Source organism: Allobosea sp. ASV33, assembly GCF_016428755.1.
Taxonomy (GTDB): Bacteria; Pseudomonadota; Alphaproteobacteria; order Rhizobiales; family Beijerinckiaceae; genus Allobosea.
In genome coordinates, this window is the sequence record NZ_JAELTI010000047.1 from 1 (window position 1) to 16,671 (window position 16,671).

17 protein-coding genes are annotated in these 16,671 nt (G+C 67.7%); 12 read left to right on the top strand and 5 right to left on the bottom strand.

Translation table 11 applies throughout. The features are described from left to right. A partial coding sequence (locus JHD80_RS14975) for an aromatic amino acid lyase (protein ID WP_199088716.1) occupies positions 1–819 on the top strand: 819 nt, incomplete at its 5' end. A gap of 93 nt (positions 820–912) precedes the next feature. Here the strand turns inward: JHD80_RS14975 and JHD80_RS14980 are convergent. After that, positions 913–1,596, bottom strand: coding sequence for a GntR family transcriptional regulator (locus JHD80_RS14980; protein ID WP_199088718.1), 684 nt, complete (start codon positions 1,594–1,596; stop codon positions 913–915). Positions 1,597–1,916: 320 nt separating this feature from the next. Here JHD80_RS14980 and JHD80_RS14985 point away from each other — a divergent pair, with 320 nt between their 5' ends. From JHD80_RS14985 to JHD80_RS15035, 11 genes are read left to right on the top strand one after another with little or no spacing between them, the layout of a single operon-like run. Then, on the top strand, positions 1,917–3,449 hold the full coding sequence (locus JHD80_RS14985; protein WP_199088720.1) for an ABC transporter substrate-binding protein: 1,533 nt from the start codon (positions 1,917–1,919) through the stop codon (positions 3,447–3,449). Next, complete coding sequence (locus tag JHD80_RS14990; protein WP_199088722.1) at positions 3,446–4,402, top strand: ABC transporter permease; 957 nt, start codon at positions 3,446–3,448, stop codon at positions 4,400–4,402. Before JHD80_RS14985 ends, JHD80_RS14990 begins: the two co-directional genes overlap by 4 nt. Then, a complete protein-coding gene (locus tag JHD80_RS14995; protein WP_199088724.1) occupies positions 4,399–5,217 on the top strand; it encodes an ABC transporter permease in 819 nt (272 codons plus the stop codon). Before JHD80_RS14990 ends, JHD80_RS14995 begins: the two co-directional genes overlap by 4 nt. A gap of 34 nt (positions 5,218–5,251) precedes the next feature. Continuing rightward, on the top strand, positions 5,252–6,076 hold the full coding sequence (locus JHD80_RS15000; protein ID WP_199088726.1) for a creatininase family protein: 825 nt from the start codon (positions 5,252–5,254) through the stop codon (positions 6,074–6,076). A 55-nt stretch (positions 6,077–6,131) separates the two neighbouring features. Continuing rightward, a complete protein-coding gene (locus JHD80_RS15005; RefSeq protein ID WP_199088728.1) occupies positions 6,132–7,187 on the top strand; it encodes an extracellular solute-binding protein in 1,056 nt (351 codons plus the stop codon). A 10-nt stretch (positions 7,188–7,197) separates the two neighbouring features. Further along, on the top strand, positions 7,198–8,247 hold the full coding sequence (locus JHD80_RS15010) for an ABC transporter ATP-binding protein (protein WP_199088730.1): 1,050 nt from the start codon (positions 7,198–7,200) through the stop codon (positions 8,245–8,247). Continuing rightward, positions 8,244–9,086: an ABC transporter permease gene (locus JHD80_RS15015; RefSeq protein ID WP_199088732.1), complete on the top strand. Its 843-nt coding sequence runs from the start codon at positions 8,244–8,246 to the stop codon at positions 9,084–9,086. The genes JHD80_RS15010 and JHD80_RS15015 overlap by 4 nt, the downstream gene beginning before the upstream one ends. Then, positions 9,083–9,871: an ABC transporter permease gene (locus tag JHD80_RS15020; RefSeq protein WP_199088734.1), complete on the top strand. Its 789-nt coding sequence runs from the start codon at positions 9,083–9,085 to the stop codon at positions 9,869–9,871. Before JHD80_RS15015 ends, JHD80_RS15020 begins: the two co-directional genes overlap by 4 nt. Positions 9,872–9,880: 9 nt before the next feature. Beyond that, entirely contained in the window at positions 9,881–10,561 is a 681-nt protein-coding gene (locus JHD80_RS15025) for an RraA family protein (RefSeq protein WP_199088736.1), read from the top strand. Positions 10,562–10,572: 11 nt separating this feature from the next. Next, positions 10,573–12,249, top strand: coding sequence for a cephalosporin acylase I (locus JHD80_RS15030; protein ID WP_199088738.1), 1,677 nt, complete (start codon positions 10,573–10,575; stop codon positions 12,247–12,249). Between the two features lie 37 nt (positions 12,250–12,286). Next, a complete protein-coding gene (locus tag JHD80_RS15035; RefSeq protein WP_199088740.1) occupies positions 12,287–13,252 on the top strand; it encodes a 2-hydroxyacid dehydrogenase in 966 nt (321 codons plus the stop codon). 21 nt (positions 13,253–13,273) lie between these two features. On the opposite strand, the gene JHD80_RS15040 is transcribed toward JHD80_RS15035, so the two are convergent. The 4 genes from JHD80_RS15040 to JHD80_RS15055 are packed head-to-tail and all read right to left on the bottom strand — an operon-like array spanning position 13,274 to position 16,604. After that, positions 13,274–13,990 carry an ABC transporter ATP-binding protein gene (locus JHD80_RS15040; RefSeq protein ID WP_199088742.1) on the bottom strand — a complete coding sequence of 239 codons (717 nt, stop codon included), beginning with the start codon at positions 13,988–13,990 and terminating at the stop codon, positions 13,274–13,276. Then, on the bottom strand, positions 13,977–14,735 hold the full coding sequence (locus tag JHD80_RS15045) for an ABC transporter ATP-binding protein (RefSeq protein WP_199088744.1): 759 nt from the start codon (positions 14,733–14,735) through the stop codon (positions 13,977–13,979). The genes JHD80_RS15040 and JHD80_RS15045 overlap by 14 nt, the downstream gene beginning before the upstream one ends. Then, complete coding sequence (locus JHD80_RS15050; RefSeq protein ID WP_199088746.1) at positions 14,732–15,739, bottom strand: branched-chain amino acid ABC transporter permease; 1,008 nt, start codon at positions 15,737–15,739, stop codon at positions 14,732–14,734. The genes JHD80_RS15045 and JHD80_RS15050 overlap by 4 nt, the downstream gene beginning before the upstream one ends. A gap of 1 nt (position 15,740) precedes the next feature. Continuing rightward, on the bottom strand, positions 15,741–16,604 hold the full coding sequence (locus JHD80_RS15055) for a branched-chain amino acid ABC transporter permease (RefSeq protein ID WP_199088748.1): 864 nt from the start codon (positions 16,602–16,604) through the stop codon (positions 15,741–15,743). Between the last annotated feature and the right edge of the window lie 67 nt (positions 16,605–16,671).

The following is a 16,671-nucleotide window of genomic DNA, read 5'->3' on the forward strand; positions in this document are numbered from 1 at the left end:
ATCGTCTCGAATGCCGCCTTGCAGTCGCGCCCCTTCGCGGGGCTGAAGCGGCATGGCGAGCGCATCCGGGCCTATCTCGCCGGCAGCTATCTCTTCGCCAAGGGCGGGCCGCGCCATCTGCAGGACCCGCTGAGCTTCCGCTCGCTGCCTTTGCTCCATGGCGCGGCAGCCGACAGCTTGGCTTTCGCCTATGGCCAGGTCGAGGCGGAGCTGAGCGCCAGCCAGAACAACCCGATCGTCTCGATCGAGGAGCAGGCGCTGGTCTCGGTCGCCAATTTCGACACGGTGTCGCTGTCGATGGCGCTCGATATCGCGCGGCTCGGCTTCGCCCCGGTGATGACCGCTTCGGCGGAGCGTGTCGCCAAGCAGGTCGATTCCTTCTGGTCGGGGCTCACCGTCGGGCTGATCGAGGAGGATGGCGTCGGCCTGCCCGGCTTCAACGGGCTGGCGCAGTTCCACAAGGCGATCACCTCCGAGGCGCGGCTTGCGACCGCACCCGTGGTGCACGAGCTCGCCAGCTCCAGCCATTCCAACGGAAATCTCGACCGGGCCGGCATGGCCGGGCTCGCTGCCCGCAAGACGGCGGAGGTCGCGTCGCTCTGCCGGTCGATCGCGGCGGTCGAATTGATGGTCGCGGCGCAGGCGGTGGAGATCCGCAAGGCGACGCCGCTCGGCGCCGTCACCGGCAAGCTTCACGCGCTTGTGCGGGAAGCGGTGCCCTTCGCGGCAGCGGGCGATCGCGTGCCCCATCTCGATCCGCTGCTGCGGCATCTCGGCGAGCGCCGCGAAGCCATCCAGGCGATGCTGGAGCCGGCCTGAGGCGTCATATTGTCTTTGAGAATCCGGCCCTCATCGTGAGGAGCGCCGCTGTCGCGGCTCCTCCGGATGAGGGCTGAGTGTTCAAATCGTCTCTCAGATTTCGACGGCCTCCTCCGGCAGGCGCGAGATCACGCCGACGATCGGACGCAGATGCTGTTCGAGGATCGCCAGCGCCTTTTCCTCGTCCCATTCGGTGAGGGCGGCAACCAGGGCGTGATGTTCCCTGCTGATGCGGCTGATGCGCGTCGGGTCGGTGTGGATCGCCGTCATCGCGACGCGCTGCTGGCGGGCACCGAGCGACTGGTAGAGCTCCGACAGCACGACATTGTCGACCGCGGCGATCATGACGAAATGGAACTCGCGGTTCAGCTCGACCCGATTGAAATAGTCGCCCTGCGGCAGGCGCTCCAGCGCGGCGAGGATCGCGTGCATGTCGGCGGGAAGGGGGAGCTCCTCGCGGCAGATGCGGCGGATCGCGTGGCCCTCGATCATGCGCCGGGCCTCGTAGAGATCTAGCAGCTCCTTCGCCGTCACCTGCCGGACCAGTGCGCCGCGGCGCGGCAGAAGATCGATGAAGCGCTCGGCTTCGAGGCGGTGGAAGGCCTCGCGGACCGGCGTTCGCGACACGCCGAGCGCGGAGGAGATCTGCTCCTCCTCGATGAAGCTGCCGCCCAGGAAGCGGCCGCGCAGGATCTGCTCGCGCACATAGAGATAGACCCGTTCCCGGGTCGGCTTGCCGCGCAAGGCGGCCATCTCGTCCTGTTCGATCATCGCCATCGACATCGTGCCCCTTTCGCTCTTCCATAGGGCTTTCGAGAGTAGACAACAAAAAATCCGCCACGTATACATGACGCATCAAGAGCGTGGCTCATCTGTTCGTCTACAGTGAAGCCGCGCCGGGGAACCGCATGACCGTGTACGCCACCATCGCGACAGAGAGCCGGAGTCCGGGCCGCTTGGCCGGGCGCGAGCGGCCGTGTCGGATCGCTGGCGCGGTTATTGCTCGCGTCCGCCCGGCTCCGCCCTTCCCGCCATCAACGGGAAGCCAGAGGGCATAAGCCCGCGGACAGCCGGACCCAGCAGCAGAGGATCAGCCGATGACCATCTCTCGCCGTTCCGTCCTTGGTGCCGGTCTTGCCGGTCCGCTGCTGGCCTCGCCCTTCCTGATCCGCCCCGCCAGCGCGCAACGCGCCGCCGGCATCATCCGCTACGGCCTCTCGGCCTTTCCGCCGAACCTGCAGCCCTGGGTCTCGACGGGTGCCTCGGCCGGCACGGTCAAGATGCTGATCAACCGCAGTCTCGTCTCCTATGACGGCAAGGGCGAGTTGCGCGGCGAGCTTGCGGAATCCTGGTCGCGCGATGCCGAGGGCGCCTGGGTGTTCAAACTGCGCAAGGGCTGCGTCTTCCACAATGGCGAGCCGGTCACGGCCGACGACGTGAAATGGTCGATCGAGCAGATCGCCGGCGAGAAATCGACCGCCTATATGCGCACGCAGTTCCAGCTGATCGAGCGGGTGGAAATCCCCGATCCGCAGACGGTCCGGCTCATCACCAAGGAGCCGCTGGTCACGCTGCCGAGCTGGTTCGCCAACTACAACACTTTCATCATCTGGCGGAAATCGAGCCCGAACGAGCCGATCGGCGCGGGTCCCTTCCGTCTCGTCGGGCAGGAGCGCGGCACCTCGCTGGAGCTGGCCGCCTTCGACAAGTTCTACAAGCCGGGTATCCCCAAGGCGAAGGGCATCAAGTTCGTCGTCTATGCCGACGAGAACCTGCGCAACGCGGCGCTGATCTCGGGCGATGTCGACATGATCGAATACGTGCCCTGGCAGTCGATGGCGACGGTCCAGGCCGATCCGCGCCTGAAGCTCGACACGCAGGAAGGGCCGTTCATGGACGTGCTCTTCAACGGCACGAAGCCGCCGTTCAACGACCCGCGCGTGCGCCGCGCCGTCGCCCATGCGGTGAAGCGCGACGATATCGTCAAGGTCGCCTTCTTCGGGCGCGGCAAGCCGCTCGAGGGCCTGCCGATCGTCGAGGGCACGCCCTGGTACGACAAGGACCTGGCGCATGGCTGGAACTACGATCCGGCCAGGGCCAAGGCGCTGCTGACCGAAGCGGGTTTCGCCAACGGCTTCCAGACGACCATTCTCGCCACCGCCCAGTTCGGCATGCACAAGGACACTGCCGAGATCGTCCAGCAATATCTCGCTGCGATCGGCATCCAGGCGGAACTGCAATTGCCGGATTGGTCGACCCGGGTCAGCCGTGGCACGCGCGGCCAGTACGACATGGCGATCCATGGCGTGTCCTCGGACAATAACGACCCGGACGGATTGACCGTGGTGCTCGATACCTCGCTCTCGCCGACGCATGGACGCTCCTTCAAGGTCGATGCGCCGCGCACCATTGCCGCGCTCGCCAAGGGACGGGCCGAGTTCGACCAGACGAAGCGCATCGAGATCTACAAGGAGATGCAGCGCGCCGCCCTGGAAGAAGTGCCGCTCGTCGGCCTGGCCTGGCGCGAGCAGGGCTATGGCATGGACAAGGGCGTGATGGGCTTCGTCAACCAGCCCGGCGCGCTCTCGACCTCCTCCGGCAACATGCTCGAGGAGACGTATTTCGGATGAGCGCGGGCTGGCTCGGACGACGGCTGTTCCTGACCCTGGCGATGGCCTGGATCGTCGCGACGATCGTGTTCCTGGCGCTGCACATGGTGCCAGGAGACCCTGCCGAGCTGCTGCTCTCGACTTCCGGCGCCATGCCGGATCCGGCGACGGTGCAGGAACTGCGCGAGAAGCTCGGGCTCGACCAGCCGCTGATGGTCCAGTACGGCCGGTTCTTGGCCGGGCTGGCGCGCGGCGATCTCGGCACCTCGCTGGTCGACGACTACCCGGTCATCCAGGAAATCGCGCTCCGCCTGCCGCGCACGCTGGAGCTGATCCTGGCGGGGACATTGATCGCGCTCGTGGTCGGCGTGCCCGCCGGCGTCTATGCAGCCGTCCATCGCGGCGGCGCCTTCGACCGTGTCGCCTCCTGGATCACCGCGCTCCTGCTCGCCGTGCCGGTCTTCGTCGTCGGCACGCTGCTGGTCCTGCTGTTCGCGCAGACGCTCAGGCTGATGCCGGCCGGCGGCTTCACGCCCTTCGCGCAGGACCCAGGGCAGCATCTCAAGCTCCTGGCGCTGCCGGCGATCGCGATCGCCAAGGGGCTGGCGGCCGTGCTGTTCCGGATGACGCGGGCCGCGACCCTCGATGCGCTCGCCCATGATTATGTCCGCACAGCCCGCGCCAAGGGGCTGTCGCCGCGGCGGACGCTCGTCGTCCATGTGCTGCGCAACGCGCTGAACCCGGTCGTCACCGTGCTGGGTCTCCAGATGGGGACCCTGCTCGGCGGCACCGTGCTGGTCGAGTACGTCTTCAACTGGCCGGGCTTGTCGACGCCGCTGCTGCGCGCCGTCGAGGGGCGCGATTATCCGATGGTGGTCGGCATCATCCTGACGATCTCGGTGCTGTTCCTGCTCATCAATCTCCTCGTCGAACTCCTGCATGCGGCGATCGACCCACGGGTGCAGCACGGATGAAGCGGCGCGGCATCAAGAAGCTCATTCTGCCTGGCAGCGTGGTCGCGGCGATCCTGCTCATCGCGATCGCGGCGCCGCTGCTGCCGCTGCCCGATCCGATTCGGCAGGATGTGGCGCGGCGGCTGGCCGGGCCGATGCCGGGCTCCTGGCTCGGTCGCGACGAATTCGGCCGGGACGTGCTCTCGCGACTGGTCTGGGGGGCGCGCACCAGCCTCTCCGTCGCCTTCGTCTCGGCGCTGTTCGCCGGGCTCGTCGGCATCACGCTCGGGCTGATCGGCGGCTGGGCGCGGAGTTGGGGGGCTTTCCTCACGGTGCGCTGCGTCGAGATCATCATGTGCTTCCCGCCGGTGCTGCTGGCGCTGCTGGTAGTGACGCTGCTCGGCCCGGGAGCGGGGACGCTCATCCTCGTTCTCTCGGTGCTCTACGTGCCCGGCTTCGCGCGCGTGACCTATGCCGAGGTGCTGGCGGTGAAAGGGCGCGACTATGTCGAGGCGACACGGGCACTCGGCGCCAGCCAGTCGCACCTGCTGTTCCGGACGGTTCTGCCCAATATCGCGGGGCCGCTGCTCGTGCAGTTCTCGCTCGCGGTGGCTGCCGCGGTGGTGATCGAGAGCGGCCTGTCCTTCCTCGGGCTCGGCGTCGTACCGCCGGCGCCGTCCTGGGGCCTGATGATCCGCGGGGCGCGCTCGACCATGGAGCAGGCGCCGCTGCTGCTGCTCTGGCCCTGCGCCGTTCTGACCCTGACCATTCTCGCGATGAACCTGCTCTGCGACGCGTTGCGCGACGTGCTCGACCCACGCACCAGCGAACGCTGACAAACCAAAATCTATCCCAAGGAAGGACCACGCCATGGCTACCAAGACCGATCCTCTCGTCCATATGGGCACCATCTCGGGCGGGGAGGCCCGCGAGCTGCTGAAGTCCAACCCCGTGATCCTGCTGCCGATGGGCAGCCATGAGGACCAGGGCCCGCATGCGCCGATGGGCGACTATCTGCTGGCCGAGAAGATCGCGGAGCTTGCCGCCCTGCAGGCGAGCAAGGCCGGCACGCGCACGCTGGTCGCGCCGGTGCTGCCCTATGGCGGCGCGGACTGGTTCGGCCCGATGATCGGCGGCATCGCGATCTCGCAGGGCACGCTGACGGCGGTGATCGCCGAGATGGTCGACTCGCTGCATCGCAACGGCCTGACCCGGATCATCGTCATCAACGGGCATGGCGGCAATGTCGGGCCGATCTCGGAGGTCGCGCGCGAGCTCTACCAGCGCGAGCGCATCGTGCTGCCGAGCCTCTATCTCTGGCGCATCGCCTACGGCATGCTGCCGGGCATCGTCGGCGCCGAGACGTCGGCGAAGGTCTCCGGCCATGGCGCCGATCCGCTGACCAGCCTCGGCCTGCATCTCTTCCCCGAGCTGATCCGCAAGGACTTCATCCCGGCCGGCAAGCCGATGAAGCGCGACCCCATCCTCGACCTGCCCTTCACGGGGCTGGGCACCGCAAGCTTCGACGGCGCCGAGGTCGGGATGCCCAACGAGTATGACGAGGTCTATCACGACGGCGTCGGCAAGGGCGATCCGACGCTCTGCTCGGCCGAGACCGGCGTGAAGCTGGCGGAGAAGCTGACCGATGTCTGCGCCCGCTTCATTACGCATTTCGCGTCGAAGGTCCCGGCCTGAGCCGACCGGCTTTCAAGCTAGCCGCCCGAGGCGGCGCTACAGCAGGAGATTTCCCATGCTCACCCGCCGCCTCGTCATCCAGTCCGGCCTCGCGACCATCGCGATGCCGGCCGTCCTGCGGGCGCAGACGCTCTCCGGGCAGATCACGCTGATGTCCTATGCGGGCATCTTCCAGGACAACTATACCAAGGCGGTGATCGAGCCGTTCCAGCAGGCGCATCCGGGCGTGAAGGTGAATTTCGTGCCCGGCGGATCCTCGGCCCAGATGGTCGGCAGCGTCCGGGCGCAGAAAGCCGATCCGCAGACCGATGTGGTGATCATGGACGTCACCACCTCCAGCATCGGCAATCTCGAAGGGCTGTTCGAGAAGCTGACGCCGGCTGAATTCCCGGTGCTGAACGAACTGCTGCCGGAGGCGCGCGCGGCCGGCGGCGAGTTCGGCCCGGCCGTGACCTTCGACCATCTCGTCATCGTGCAGGATGCGGCGCTCAATCCCCAGATCGCTAAGCTGGCCGATCTCTGGCGGCCCGATCTCAAGGGCCAGATCGCGCTGGCCGCGCCGCCGAACATCCAGGGCCTTGCCCTGACGGCGATGACCGAGAAGATGGCGGGCGGCGATTACCGCAAGTCGATCGACGCCGCGATGAAGAAGCTGAAGGAGCTGGCGCCCGGCGTGAACACCTTCGACCCCAATCCCGACGGCTATTCGCTGATCCTGAACGGGGTGGCCAAGGTCGCGACCGGCTGGAACGCCCGCGCCCAGCTCTATTCCGACCAGACCGGCGGCAAGATCAACGCCCTGCTGCCGCCCGAGGGCTCGGTCTTCCAGGTCAACACGATCAATCTCACGGCAGGCTCGAAGAACCGCGCTGCGGCCGCCGCCTTCGTCGCGCATGCGCTGTCGCAGGGCGCGCAGAAGGCCTTCACCGAGCGGATGTTCTATGCGCCGACCAACGGCATGGCCGATATTGACGCCAAGGCGCTGGGCCGCACCGCCGCTTCGCCGGAGAACCGCGCCCGCATGATCCCGGTCGACTGGAACGAGATCCTGAAGGTGCGCGACCAGTGGAACAACCGCTGGCGGCGCGAGGTCATTGCGGCGGCACGTTGAGCGGCAGGCGATGAGCTATCTCGAACTCGCCGGGCTGCAGAAGCGCTACGGCAACTCGGTCGCGGTCGACGACGTCTCGCTCTTGGTGGAGCAGGGCGAGGCGGTGGCGCTTCTCGGTCCCTCCGGCTGCGGCAAGACCACGACCTTGCGCATGCTCGCCGGCTTGATCGAGCCCAATCACGGCACGATGACGCTAGACGGCAGCGAGATCACCCGGCTGCCGGCCCATAAGCGCAATATGGGCTATGTCTTCCAGTCCTACGCGCTGTTCCCGCATCTCTCGGTCGGCCGCAACATCGCCTTCGGCCTGGAGGAGCGCGGCGTTTCCCGCGCCGAGATCGACAAGCGCGTTCAGGAGGGGCTGGCCCTCGTGCGGCTCAGCGGCCTCGAACAGCGGCGCCCGAAGGAGCTCTCGGGCGGCCAGCAGCAGCGCGTCGCGCTGGCCCGCGCGCTGGTGATCCAGCCTTCGGTGCTGCTGCTCGACGAATCCCTGTCCAATCTCGACGCCAAGCTGCGCGACGCGATGCGCCACGAGATCCGCTCGATCCAGCGCACGCTCGGCATCACCACGCTTTTCGTGACGCATGACCAGGTCGAGGCGCTGACGATGTGCGACCGGATCGCGGTGATGCATCGCGGCCGCATCGCCCAGATCGGCAATGCCGAGGATATCTACGACCGGCCGGCGACGCGCTTCGTGGCCGAGTTCGTCGGGCGGGCGAACGTGCTGCCGCTGGCGCGCGACGCGCAGGGTCGCGCGACGGTCTGGGAACAGCCGGTGCCGGTCGAGCCCACTCAGAATGCCGATCTCTTCGTCCGGCCGCAGCGCATGCGCATCGTGCCGGTCTCCGAACCGGCGGGCGGCGATACAGCGCGGCTGACCGGTCGCGTGCTGCGCAGCGTCTTCGTCGGCGACCATGTCGAGGTGCTGGTGGAGGGCGCTGGCGGCCAGCTCACGGTCGAGATGCCATCGGGCTCGACGGCGCCGACCGAGGGGACCGAGGTCGCGGTCGTCTGGCCGCGGGCTGAAAGCCGCGTCTTCGCACGCGAGGCGACATGACCGCCTCGCGCCGCCTGCCATTGCTGCTGATCCCGGCGACGCTGCTTCTGCTCGTCGTCTATGTCTGGCCGTCGCTCGGACTGTTCCGCAACGCCTTCAACGAGGTCGGGCCGACGGGTGCGATGGTCGAGGCCTGGTCGCTGGCGACCGCGCGCGCGACCTTCCATGACAGCTTCACCTTCGAATTGACGCTGAACTCGCTCTGGCTTTCGGCGGTCTCGACGCTGATCGCGCTTTGCCTGGCCTATCCCGTCTCGCTTTTCCTGTTCCGCACGGATTCCCGTTTCCGTGGCCTGCTCGCGGTCGTCGCGATCCTGCCCATGCTGGTTTCCGGCGTGGTGCGCGTCTTCGGCTGGCTCGCCATTTTGGGCGATCGCGGGCTGGTCAACACCACGCTGCAATCGCTCGGGCTGATCACGACGCCGCTGAAGCTGGTCTTCAACTGGACCGGCGTCACCATCGGCCTCGCCGAGAGCATCATGCCCTATATGATCCTGGCGCTGCTCGCCGGCTTCGGCCGGCTCGACCGCACGCTGGAGGAAGCCGCGCGCTCGCTCGGCGCCTCGCCGTTCCGGACCTTCCGGCGCGTCACCCTGCCGCTCAGCCTGCCGGCAATCGCGCTCGCGGCTGGCCTGGGCTTCGTGCTGTCGATGTCGGCCTATATCACGCCCAAGCTCCTAGGCGGCGGGCGCGTCTTCGTGCTGGCGACCGAGATTTTCGAGCAGGCGACGACCAATACCAACTGGCCGGTCGCGGCCGTGCTGGCGATCTACACGCTCATCCTGCTGCTCGTCCTGCTCGTGGTCTCCAACCTCGTGGCGCGGAGGCTGCAGCGATGACCGGGGCCGGGCGCGTTCTCTCCAGCTTCGCGGCGCTGGTCTATGCGATGATCCTGTCGCCGATCGTCGTCGTCGTCATGCTGTCCTTCTCGGCGGACAACTTCATCGTGTTTCCGCCGTCGGGCTATTCGCTGCGCTGGTTCCAGCAGCTCGTCGGCAACGGGCCGCTGCTGGCGGCGCTCTGGCTCAGCGTGCAGGTCGCGGCGGTGGTGACGCTGCTGTCGCTTGCGGTGGGCGTGCCGGCGGCGCTGGCCCTCGCGAAGGGGCGGTTCGCCGGCAAGGCGGCGCTGACGAGCTTCTTCCTGGCGCCGTTGCTGTTGCCGACATTGATCACCGGCCTCGCATTGCTGCTGTTCTTCTCGCCGTTGAAGCTGACCGCGACGCTGCCCGGCCTGGTGCTCGGCCATATGACGGTGACCGTGCCCTTCGTCATCCGGATGATGACGACGGCGCTCGCGAACCTGCCGGATGATATCGAGGCGGCTGCCGCGACGCTCGGCGCCACGCCCTGGCGGGTGGTGCGGCGGGTGACGCTGCCCCTGGCGACGCCCGGCCTGATCGCCTGCGCCTGCCTGTCCTTCCTGCTCTCCTTCGACGAGACGGTGATCTCCCTGTTCATCGCCGGCCCCCGCGCCTCGACCCTGCCGGTCGAGATGGTGCGCTATGTCGAAGGGCGTACCGATCCGCTCATCGCGGCTTTGTCCGTGGTGCTCATCGTCGCGACGCTTGCCGTCGTTCTCGTGGTCGAACGCCTGGTCGGCGTCGCCCGTGCTGTCGGAAAATAGGAGAGAAACATGCCCGATTACCGCATCGAAGCAATGCCCGAGCAGCTCCCGGCGGCGCTGGTCGAGAAGCTGCAGAAGGTCGAGACCGCCACCATCGGCCATTCCCAGCACTGGGGCTTCATGGATCGCGGCATCCAGCCGCTGCTGCGCGGCAAGCGCATCGCGGCGGTGGCGGTGACGCTGGCGATTCCGGGCCAGGATTCGACCCTGCTGCATCACACGCTCGGCCTGCTGCGCCCCGGCGACATCCTCGTGGTCGACCGTCTCGGCGACGACAAGCATGCCTGCTGGGGCGGCGGCGTCACGGTTGCCGCGAAGGCTGCAGGCGCGATCGGCGGCATCGTCGACGGTCCCTGCACCGATCTCGCCGAGATCGAGGATTCCGACTTCCCGATGTGGTGCCGCGGCATGTCGCCGATCACCACGCGGCTCTACAATCTCGGCGGCACGCTCAACCTACCGATCTCCTGCGGCAATGTCCCGGTGAAGGCCGGCGACGTCATCCTTGCCGACGAGTCCGGCGTGCTGGTGCTGCCGCGTGCCGACGCCGAGGCGATCGCCGACGCGGCCCTTGCCCGGCAGGAGCGGGGCGAGAAGACGCAGAATCGCGTCAAGATGGGCGAGAAGCTCGGCGACATCTCGGGCGCGACCAAGATGGTGCTCGACGCCATCGCCGCGACGAAGGGCTGACGAGGCCGGTCATGAACGCTCCCGCATCCGTCCCGCGCGTCGCCGACTTCATCTGCGAGAAGAAGCCGGCGACCGGCTCGCGCGGCATGGTCGTCACCAACCACCCGCTGGCTTCTGCGGCCGGCGCGCAGATGCTTCTCGCCGGCGGCAACGCCATCGACGCGGCTATCGCCTCGCTCTTCGCGCTGACGGTGGCCGAGCCGATGATGGTCGGCATCCTCGGCGGGGGGCTGAGCCATATCCGGCTCGCCGACGGGCGCCATGTCGTGATCGACAATCTCTCGACCGCACCGGGCCATGCGACGCCCGAGATGTACGAGTGCCTCTCCGACGAGATCGGCAAGCAGCGCGACACGCGCGACCGCGAGAACGTGGTCGGGGCCAAGGCCGTCGCCGTTCCTGGCGCGCTCAAGGGCTGGTGCGAGGCGCTCATTCGTTTCGGCACGCTGCCACTGGCCGAAGTGCTGCAACCGGCGATCGGGCTGGCGGAGCGCGGCTTCGTGGTCACGCCCTATCTCTCGAACTGCATCACCGACAATGCCGCCGACCTCGCCCGCGATCCCGGCCTCGCGGCGATGCTTTTGCCGGGTGGAAAGCCGCTCCAGCCGGGCATGCGGCTCGTCCAGGCCGACTATGCCGCGAGCCTGAAATTGATCGCGGCGGAGGGGCCGGACGCGCTCTATGGCGGGAAGCTCGGGCGGGCACTGACCGACTACATGGCCGCGAATGGCGGGCTGATCGATCAGGCCGACCTTGCGAACTACAAGATCGAACTGCGCGAGCCGATCCGGGGCTCCTATCGCGGCTACGAGATCATCGGCCCGCCGCCGCCCTCGTCCTCGGGCGTGCATATCACGCAGATGCTCAACATCCTCGAAGGCTACGATATCGGCGCGCTCGGCTTCGGCTCGACGGATGCCGTGCATCTGCTGGCCGAGGCGCTGAAGATCGCCTTTGCCGACCGCGCCGTGGCGACCGCCGACCCGGCCTTCGTCAAGGTCCCGGTCGCGAAGCTGATCGACAAGGCCTATGCCGACGAGCGCCGCGCCCTGATCGCGATGGGGCAGGCGAAAAGCTGGACGGCCGGGCTCTCCGGCGGCGAATCCGCCGACACCACCCATGTCACCGTCGCGGATGCGATGGGCAATGTCGTCAGCGCGACGCAGACGATCAACGGGCTGTTCGGCGCCTGCGTGCAGATCCCCGGTACGGGAATGATCGCCAACAACTACATGTACAATTTCGATCCGCATCCCGGCCGCGCGCTTTCGATCGCGCCGGGCAAACGGGTCTTCACCTCGATGGCGCCGATGATGGCGGTGAAAGACGGCCGGCTCGCCTTCGCGCTCGGCCTGCCCGGAGCCTTGCGCATCTTCCCCTCGGCCTTGCAGGCGATCGTCAACCTGATCGACCACCGCATGAGCCTGCAGGAGGCCGTCGAGGCGCCGCGCGTCTGGACCGAGGGCGGCGTGCTCGAACTCGAGGAAGCGATCCCCGAGGCCGTGGCGCAGGCGCTGATCGCGCGTGGCCACAAGGTGGTGCGCTCGCCGCGCGTCGCTGGCGGCATGAACGCCATCGCCTTCAATTCGGACGGCACGCTGACCGGTGCCGCCTGCTGGCGCGCCGACGGCACGCCGGTCGCCATCTCCGGCGGACTTGCCCGCGCCGGCGCCCGCTTCACCATCTGATCCGATATCTCTTCCGATCCTGCGACTGGACCATCCCATGCCCGAGACCATCTGCCTCCTCGACATGACCACCCCCGAGCGGGCCGACCGCCTGCGCGAATTCCTGCCTGACGGCTTCGTGCTGACCCATGGCACCGCCCGTGGCGACGACCACATGAAGCAGATCATCGCCGAGGCCGATTACGCGATTTCCGGCCAGGTCGGCGTCTCCGGCGATGTGCTGCGCGCCGCCAAGAAGCTGAAGCTCCTGCATAAATGGGGCGTCGGCTACGACAATATCGATATCGCCACCGCCAAGGAGCTCGGCATCAAGGTCGCGCGCACGACCGGCTCGAACGCTGTCGCCGTCTCCGAATTCGCTGTTGGCCTGATGATCTCGACGATGCGCCACATCGCCTATGGCAATGCCGAACTGAAGAAGGGCAACTGGCGCACCGGCCAGCTGCCGTCGGACACCTATACGCTCTCGGGCAAGACGGTCGGCATCGTCGGGCTGGGCGCGATCGGCAAGAATGTCGCCAAGCTCCTGAAGGGCTTTGGCTGCACCATCCTCTACAGCAAGCGCACCCCGCTCGATGCCGCCGAGGAGGCGTCTCTGGGCGTGAAGCATGCCTCGATAGAGGACATCCTGACCCAGGCCGATGTCGTCTCGCTGCATTGCCCGCTGACGCCGGAAACCAAGGACCTGATCGACCTTGCGGCGTTGAAAAAGATGAAGAAGACCGCGGTACTGATCAATGTCGCGCGCGGCGGCGTCGTCAACGAGACCGATCTCGTCACGGCGTTGCGGGCGAAGGAGATCGCGGGCGCGGCGATGGATGTCTACGAGATCGAGCCGCTGCCGGCGGACAGCCAGCTCCTCACCCTCGACAACCTCGTGACCACGCCGCATCTCGCCGCCATGGCCTCCGATAATTTCGCGCCGGTGGTGAAGCGCATGTTCGCGAACATGCAGCACGTCTCGCGCGGCGAGCCGGTGCCGCCGCTCGATCTGGTGGTGTGAGGTAATGCCGGCGTCGGCGGTTCAGTGCAGCCCGCCGACGCCGATATAGCGTTCGAGCACATCGGCATCCGCGCGCAGGGCATCGGGCTTGCCCGACCAGACGATCCGGCCGCGCTCGAGGATGATGACGTCGTCGGCGAAGGCGAGCGCGCTTTCCAGCCGTTGCTCGACGAAGAGGATCGTCATCGCGCCGCTGGCGGCGAGGCGGCCGAACGCCTCCATCAGCATGTCGCAGATGACCGGAGCCAGGCCCTCCAGCGGCTCGTCGAGCAGCAGCACGGCGGGCTGGCCGAGAATGGTGCGCGCCGTCGCCAGCATCTGCTGCTCGCCGCCGGAGAGTTGCGAGCCGAGATTGCGGCGCCGCTCCGCGAGACGCGGGAAGAGGGCGTAGGCCTCTTCGATCGCGCTGCGCGGACGGCCTTTCAGCCCGGCGAAAAGGTTTTCCTCAACCGTCAGCCCTTTGAAGATCTCGCGGGTCTGCGGGACGAGGCCGATGCCGCCATGGGCGCGGGCCGCCGTGCCGAGGGTGGTCACATCCCGCCCGGCGATGCTGATGCTGCCGGCGTAACGGCGCGTCAGTCCCATCAGGCTCGCCATCAGCGTGGTCTTGCCCATGCCGTTGCGGCCGAGGATCGAAAGGCGCCCGCCGGCCGGCACCGCGAAGGAGACATCCTCCAGCACATGGGTCTGGCCGTAGCCGGCGCTGAGATTGCGGACGTCGAGCTCAGCTGCCGGCATGGGCATAGCTCCCGAGATAGGCTTCGCGGACTTTCGGATCCCTGGCGACCTCGGCCGGCAGGCCCTGGAAGATGAGCTCGCCCGCGGCCAGCACGACGACGCGCCTGGCGAAGCGGAAAACGAGGTCCATGTCGTGCTCGATCATCAGCACGGCGAGCGAGGCGGGCAGACTTGCCAGCGCCTCCTCGATGCGCGGCGTGTCGCTGGAGGGCACGCCGGCCGCGGGTTCGTCGAGCAGGAGCACCTTGGGGCGCTGCGCCAATGCGATCGCGATCTCCAGCAGGCGCTGCTGACCATAGGCGATCGTCGCGACCTTGCGGCGGGCGACCTCGGTGAGGCCCAGCGTGGCGAGGATTTCGGCCGCTTCGTCCGTGGCTGCGGAATCGCCATGGAACCGGGCGAAGATCCGCGTCGCGCGGCCAAGACGCTGCAGGATGGTCATGACGACATGCTCTTCCGGCGTCAGGTCCGGGAAGAGGCGGGTGACCTGGAAGGTGCGGACGAGGCCGCGCCTGACACGCTTGACGGCGCCAAGTTTGGTGATGTCCTCGCCCGCGAGATGGACGCTGCCCGCGCTCGGCGGGATGCGACCGGTGACGAGGTTGACGAAGGTGGTCTTGCCGGCGCCGTTCGGGCCGATCAGGGCGAGGCGCTCGCCCTCGTTCATCGCCAGCGAGATGTCGCTGTTGACCTTGAGCCCGCCGAACGCTTTGGAGAGGCCGGAGACTTCGAAGACCGGGCTCATCGGCCGGCCCCCCAGCGGTTACGCGTCAGCAGACGGGCGAGCTCGTCGAGCGTGCCGGAGAGCCCGCGCGGGGCGAAGAGCACGATCGCGATCAGCACGGCGCCGACCAGCGTCATCCAGTGGAACGGGTTGATCGCGGCGACGATATGCTCGAGCGCCATGAAGATCACCGTGCCGATCAGCGCGCCATAGAGATGGCCGATGCCGCCGAGCACCAGCATGACGAGAGCGTTCGCGGACACCTCGAAGCTCACGCTGTCGAGCCCGACGACCTGCGTCGCGATGGCCGCGAGCGCGCCGCCCATGCCGGCCACGGTGCCGGAGATGACGAACATGTTGAGCAGGACCGGGAAGGCATAGATGCCGAGCGCGCTGATCCTGAGCGGGTCCTCCTTCAGGCCGCGGCAGATCATGCCGAAGGGCGAGCGCGTGACGAAGCGCAGCACGGCGAAGACGATCAGGAGCAGGCCGAGGCCGAAGAGATAGGCGCTGCGGCCCCAGAGATCGAACTCGAAGACGCCGAAGAGCGGGGCCGGGCTCATGCCGGAGAGGCCGTCGCTGCCGCCGGTGATCGAGGAGGCCTTGTTGGCGGCCTCATGCAGGAGCTGGACGATGGCGATCGAGAGCACGAGCTGCGGTAAGCCATGGGCGCGCAGCATGATCGCGCCCATCAGGAGGCCCATCACGGCGCCGGCCGCCGCGCCGATCAGGATGAGCAGGACGGGATCGGTGATGCCATGCACGCAGGCGATGCCGGCGGCATAGGCGCCGGCACCATAGAGCGCGCCCTGGCCGAGCGAGGCGATGCCGCAATAGCCGACGATCAGGTCGAGCGAGAGCACGAGCAGTGCGACCGAGATCACGCGGGTGAGGAAGGCCAGGTTGTCGGGAAAGAGCCAGTAGCCGCCGAGGCCGACGAGCGCGATCAGGGCGAGGCCGAGGAGATCGCGGCCGAGCGTGCGGCTTCCGGAGGCGGCTGCGGGCATGGGTGTCGCGCTCGCCATGCTACTGCGCCCGCCCCATCAGGCCGCGCGGGAAGGCGCAAACCACCAGGATCACCGCGAGATAGAAGAAGAAATTGCCGAAATCCGGCACGAGATAGCGCGCGGTGACGTCGATGGCGCCGAGCAGCAGGCAGGCGGCGAGCGCGCCGGGAATCGAGCCCGCGCCGCCGACGGAGACGACCACGAGGAAGGTCACCATGTAGCGCAGGGCGTAATAGGGCTCGATCGGCAGGAATTCGGCGCCGACCACGCCGCCGAAGGCCGCAAGCCCGATCGCCAGCGCGAAGCTCGCGGCATAGATGATCTCGGTGCGGATGCCGAGCGCGCGGGCCATCGGCGCGTTCTCGACGGCCGCGCGCAAATGGATGCCGAAGCCGGTGCGCTCGATCAGGAACCACAAGCCCCCGGCGACGACGAGGCCGCTGGCGATGACGAAGAGCCGGTGGCCGGCGATGCCGCGGAAGCCGAGATCGACCGAGCGGGCGAGTTCGGCCGGCAGCGGAATCGTTTTCAGAGTGGGGCCGAAGAAGTAGTTGGTGATGCCGATGACGCAGAACGTGATGCCGATCGTCATCAGCACCTGCGAGAGCTCGCTGCGGTCATAGATGCGGCGATAGAGCAGTCGCTCCAGCGGCACGGCGATGAGGACCGTGCCGATCATGGCGAGGACGATGCCGAAGGCATAGCCGAGGCCGAGATCGCGCGCGGCATAGGAGGCGATATAGCCGCCGATCATGGCGAAGGCGCCGTGCGCGAGGTTGACCACCCGCATCAGGCCCATGGTCAGCGACAGGCCGATGCAGATGATGAACAGCGCCATGCCATAGGCCAGCGCGTCCACGGCGATGCTCAGCGCGGTCTGCATGTTCGCGGGCCTCGTCGAACGGGAGCAGGGGGCGGGAGCTTGATGCTCCCGCCGCGTTTCAGGCTTA

Bases quoted from the DNA above. Each gene is read 5' to 3' on its own strand.
- JHD80_RS14980 (WP_199088718.1), bottom strand. From the start codon at position 1,596: ATGGCGATGATCGAACAGGACGAGATGGCCGCCTTGCGCGGCAAGCCG.
- JHD80_RS14985 (WP_199088720.1), top strand. From the start codon at position 1,917: ATGACCATCTCTCGCCGTTCCGTCCTTGGTGCCGGTCTTGCCGGTCCG.
- JHD80_RS14990 (WP_199088722.1), top strand. From the start codon at position 3,446: ATGAGCGCGGGCTGGCTCGGACGACGGCTGTTCCTGACCCTGGCGATG.
- JHD80_RS14995 (WP_199088724.1), top strand. From the start codon at position 4,399: ATGAAGCGGCGCGGCATCAAGAAGCTCATTCTGCCTGGCAGCGTGGTC.
- JHD80_RS15000 (WP_199088726.1), top strand. From the start codon at position 5,252: ATGGCTACCAAGACCGATCCTCTCGTCCATATGGGCACCATCTCGGGC.
- JHD80_RS15005 (WP_199088728.1), top strand. From the start codon at position 6,132: ATGCTCACCCGCCGCCTCGTCATCCAGTCCGGCCTCGCGACCATCGCG.
- JHD80_RS15010 (WP_199088730.1), top strand. From the start codon at position 7,198: ATGAGCTATCTCGAACTCGCCGGGCTGCAGAAGCGCTACGGCAACTCG.
- JHD80_RS15015 (WP_199088732.1), top strand. From the start codon at position 8,244: ATGACCGCCTCGCGCCGCCTGCCATTGCTGCTGATCCCGGCGACGCTG.
- JHD80_RS15020 (WP_199088734.1), top strand. From the start codon at position 9,083: ATGACCGGGGCCGGGCGCGTTCTCTCCAGCTTCGCGGCGCTGGTCTAT.
- JHD80_RS15025 (WP_199088736.1), top strand. From the start codon at position 9,881: ATGCCCGATTACCGCATCGAAGCAATGCCCGAGCAGCTCCCGGCGGCG.
- JHD80_RS15030 (WP_199088738.1), top strand. From the start codon at position 10,573: ATGAACGCTCCCGCATCCGTCCCGCGCGTCGCCGACTTCATCTGCGAG.
- JHD80_RS15035 (WP_199088740.1), top strand. From the start codon at position 12,287: ATGCCCGAGACCATCTGCCTCCTCGACATGACCACCCCCGAGCGGGCC.
- JHD80_RS15040 (WP_199088742.1), bottom strand. From the start codon at position 13,990: ATGCCGGCAGCTGAGCTCGACGTCCGCAATCTCAGCGCCGGCTACGGC.
- JHD80_RS15045 (WP_199088744.1), bottom strand. From the start codon at position 14,735: ATGAGCCCGGTCTTCGAAGTCTCCGGCCTCTCCAAAGCGTTCGGCGGG.
- JHD80_RS15050 (WP_199088746.1), bottom strand. From the start codon at position 15,739: ATGGCGAGCGCGACACCCATGCCCGCAGCCGCCTCCGGAAGCCGCACG.
- JHD80_RS15055 (WP_199088748.1), bottom strand. From the start codon at position 16,604: ATGCAGACCGCGCTGAGCATCGCCGTGGACGCGCTGGCCTATGGCATG.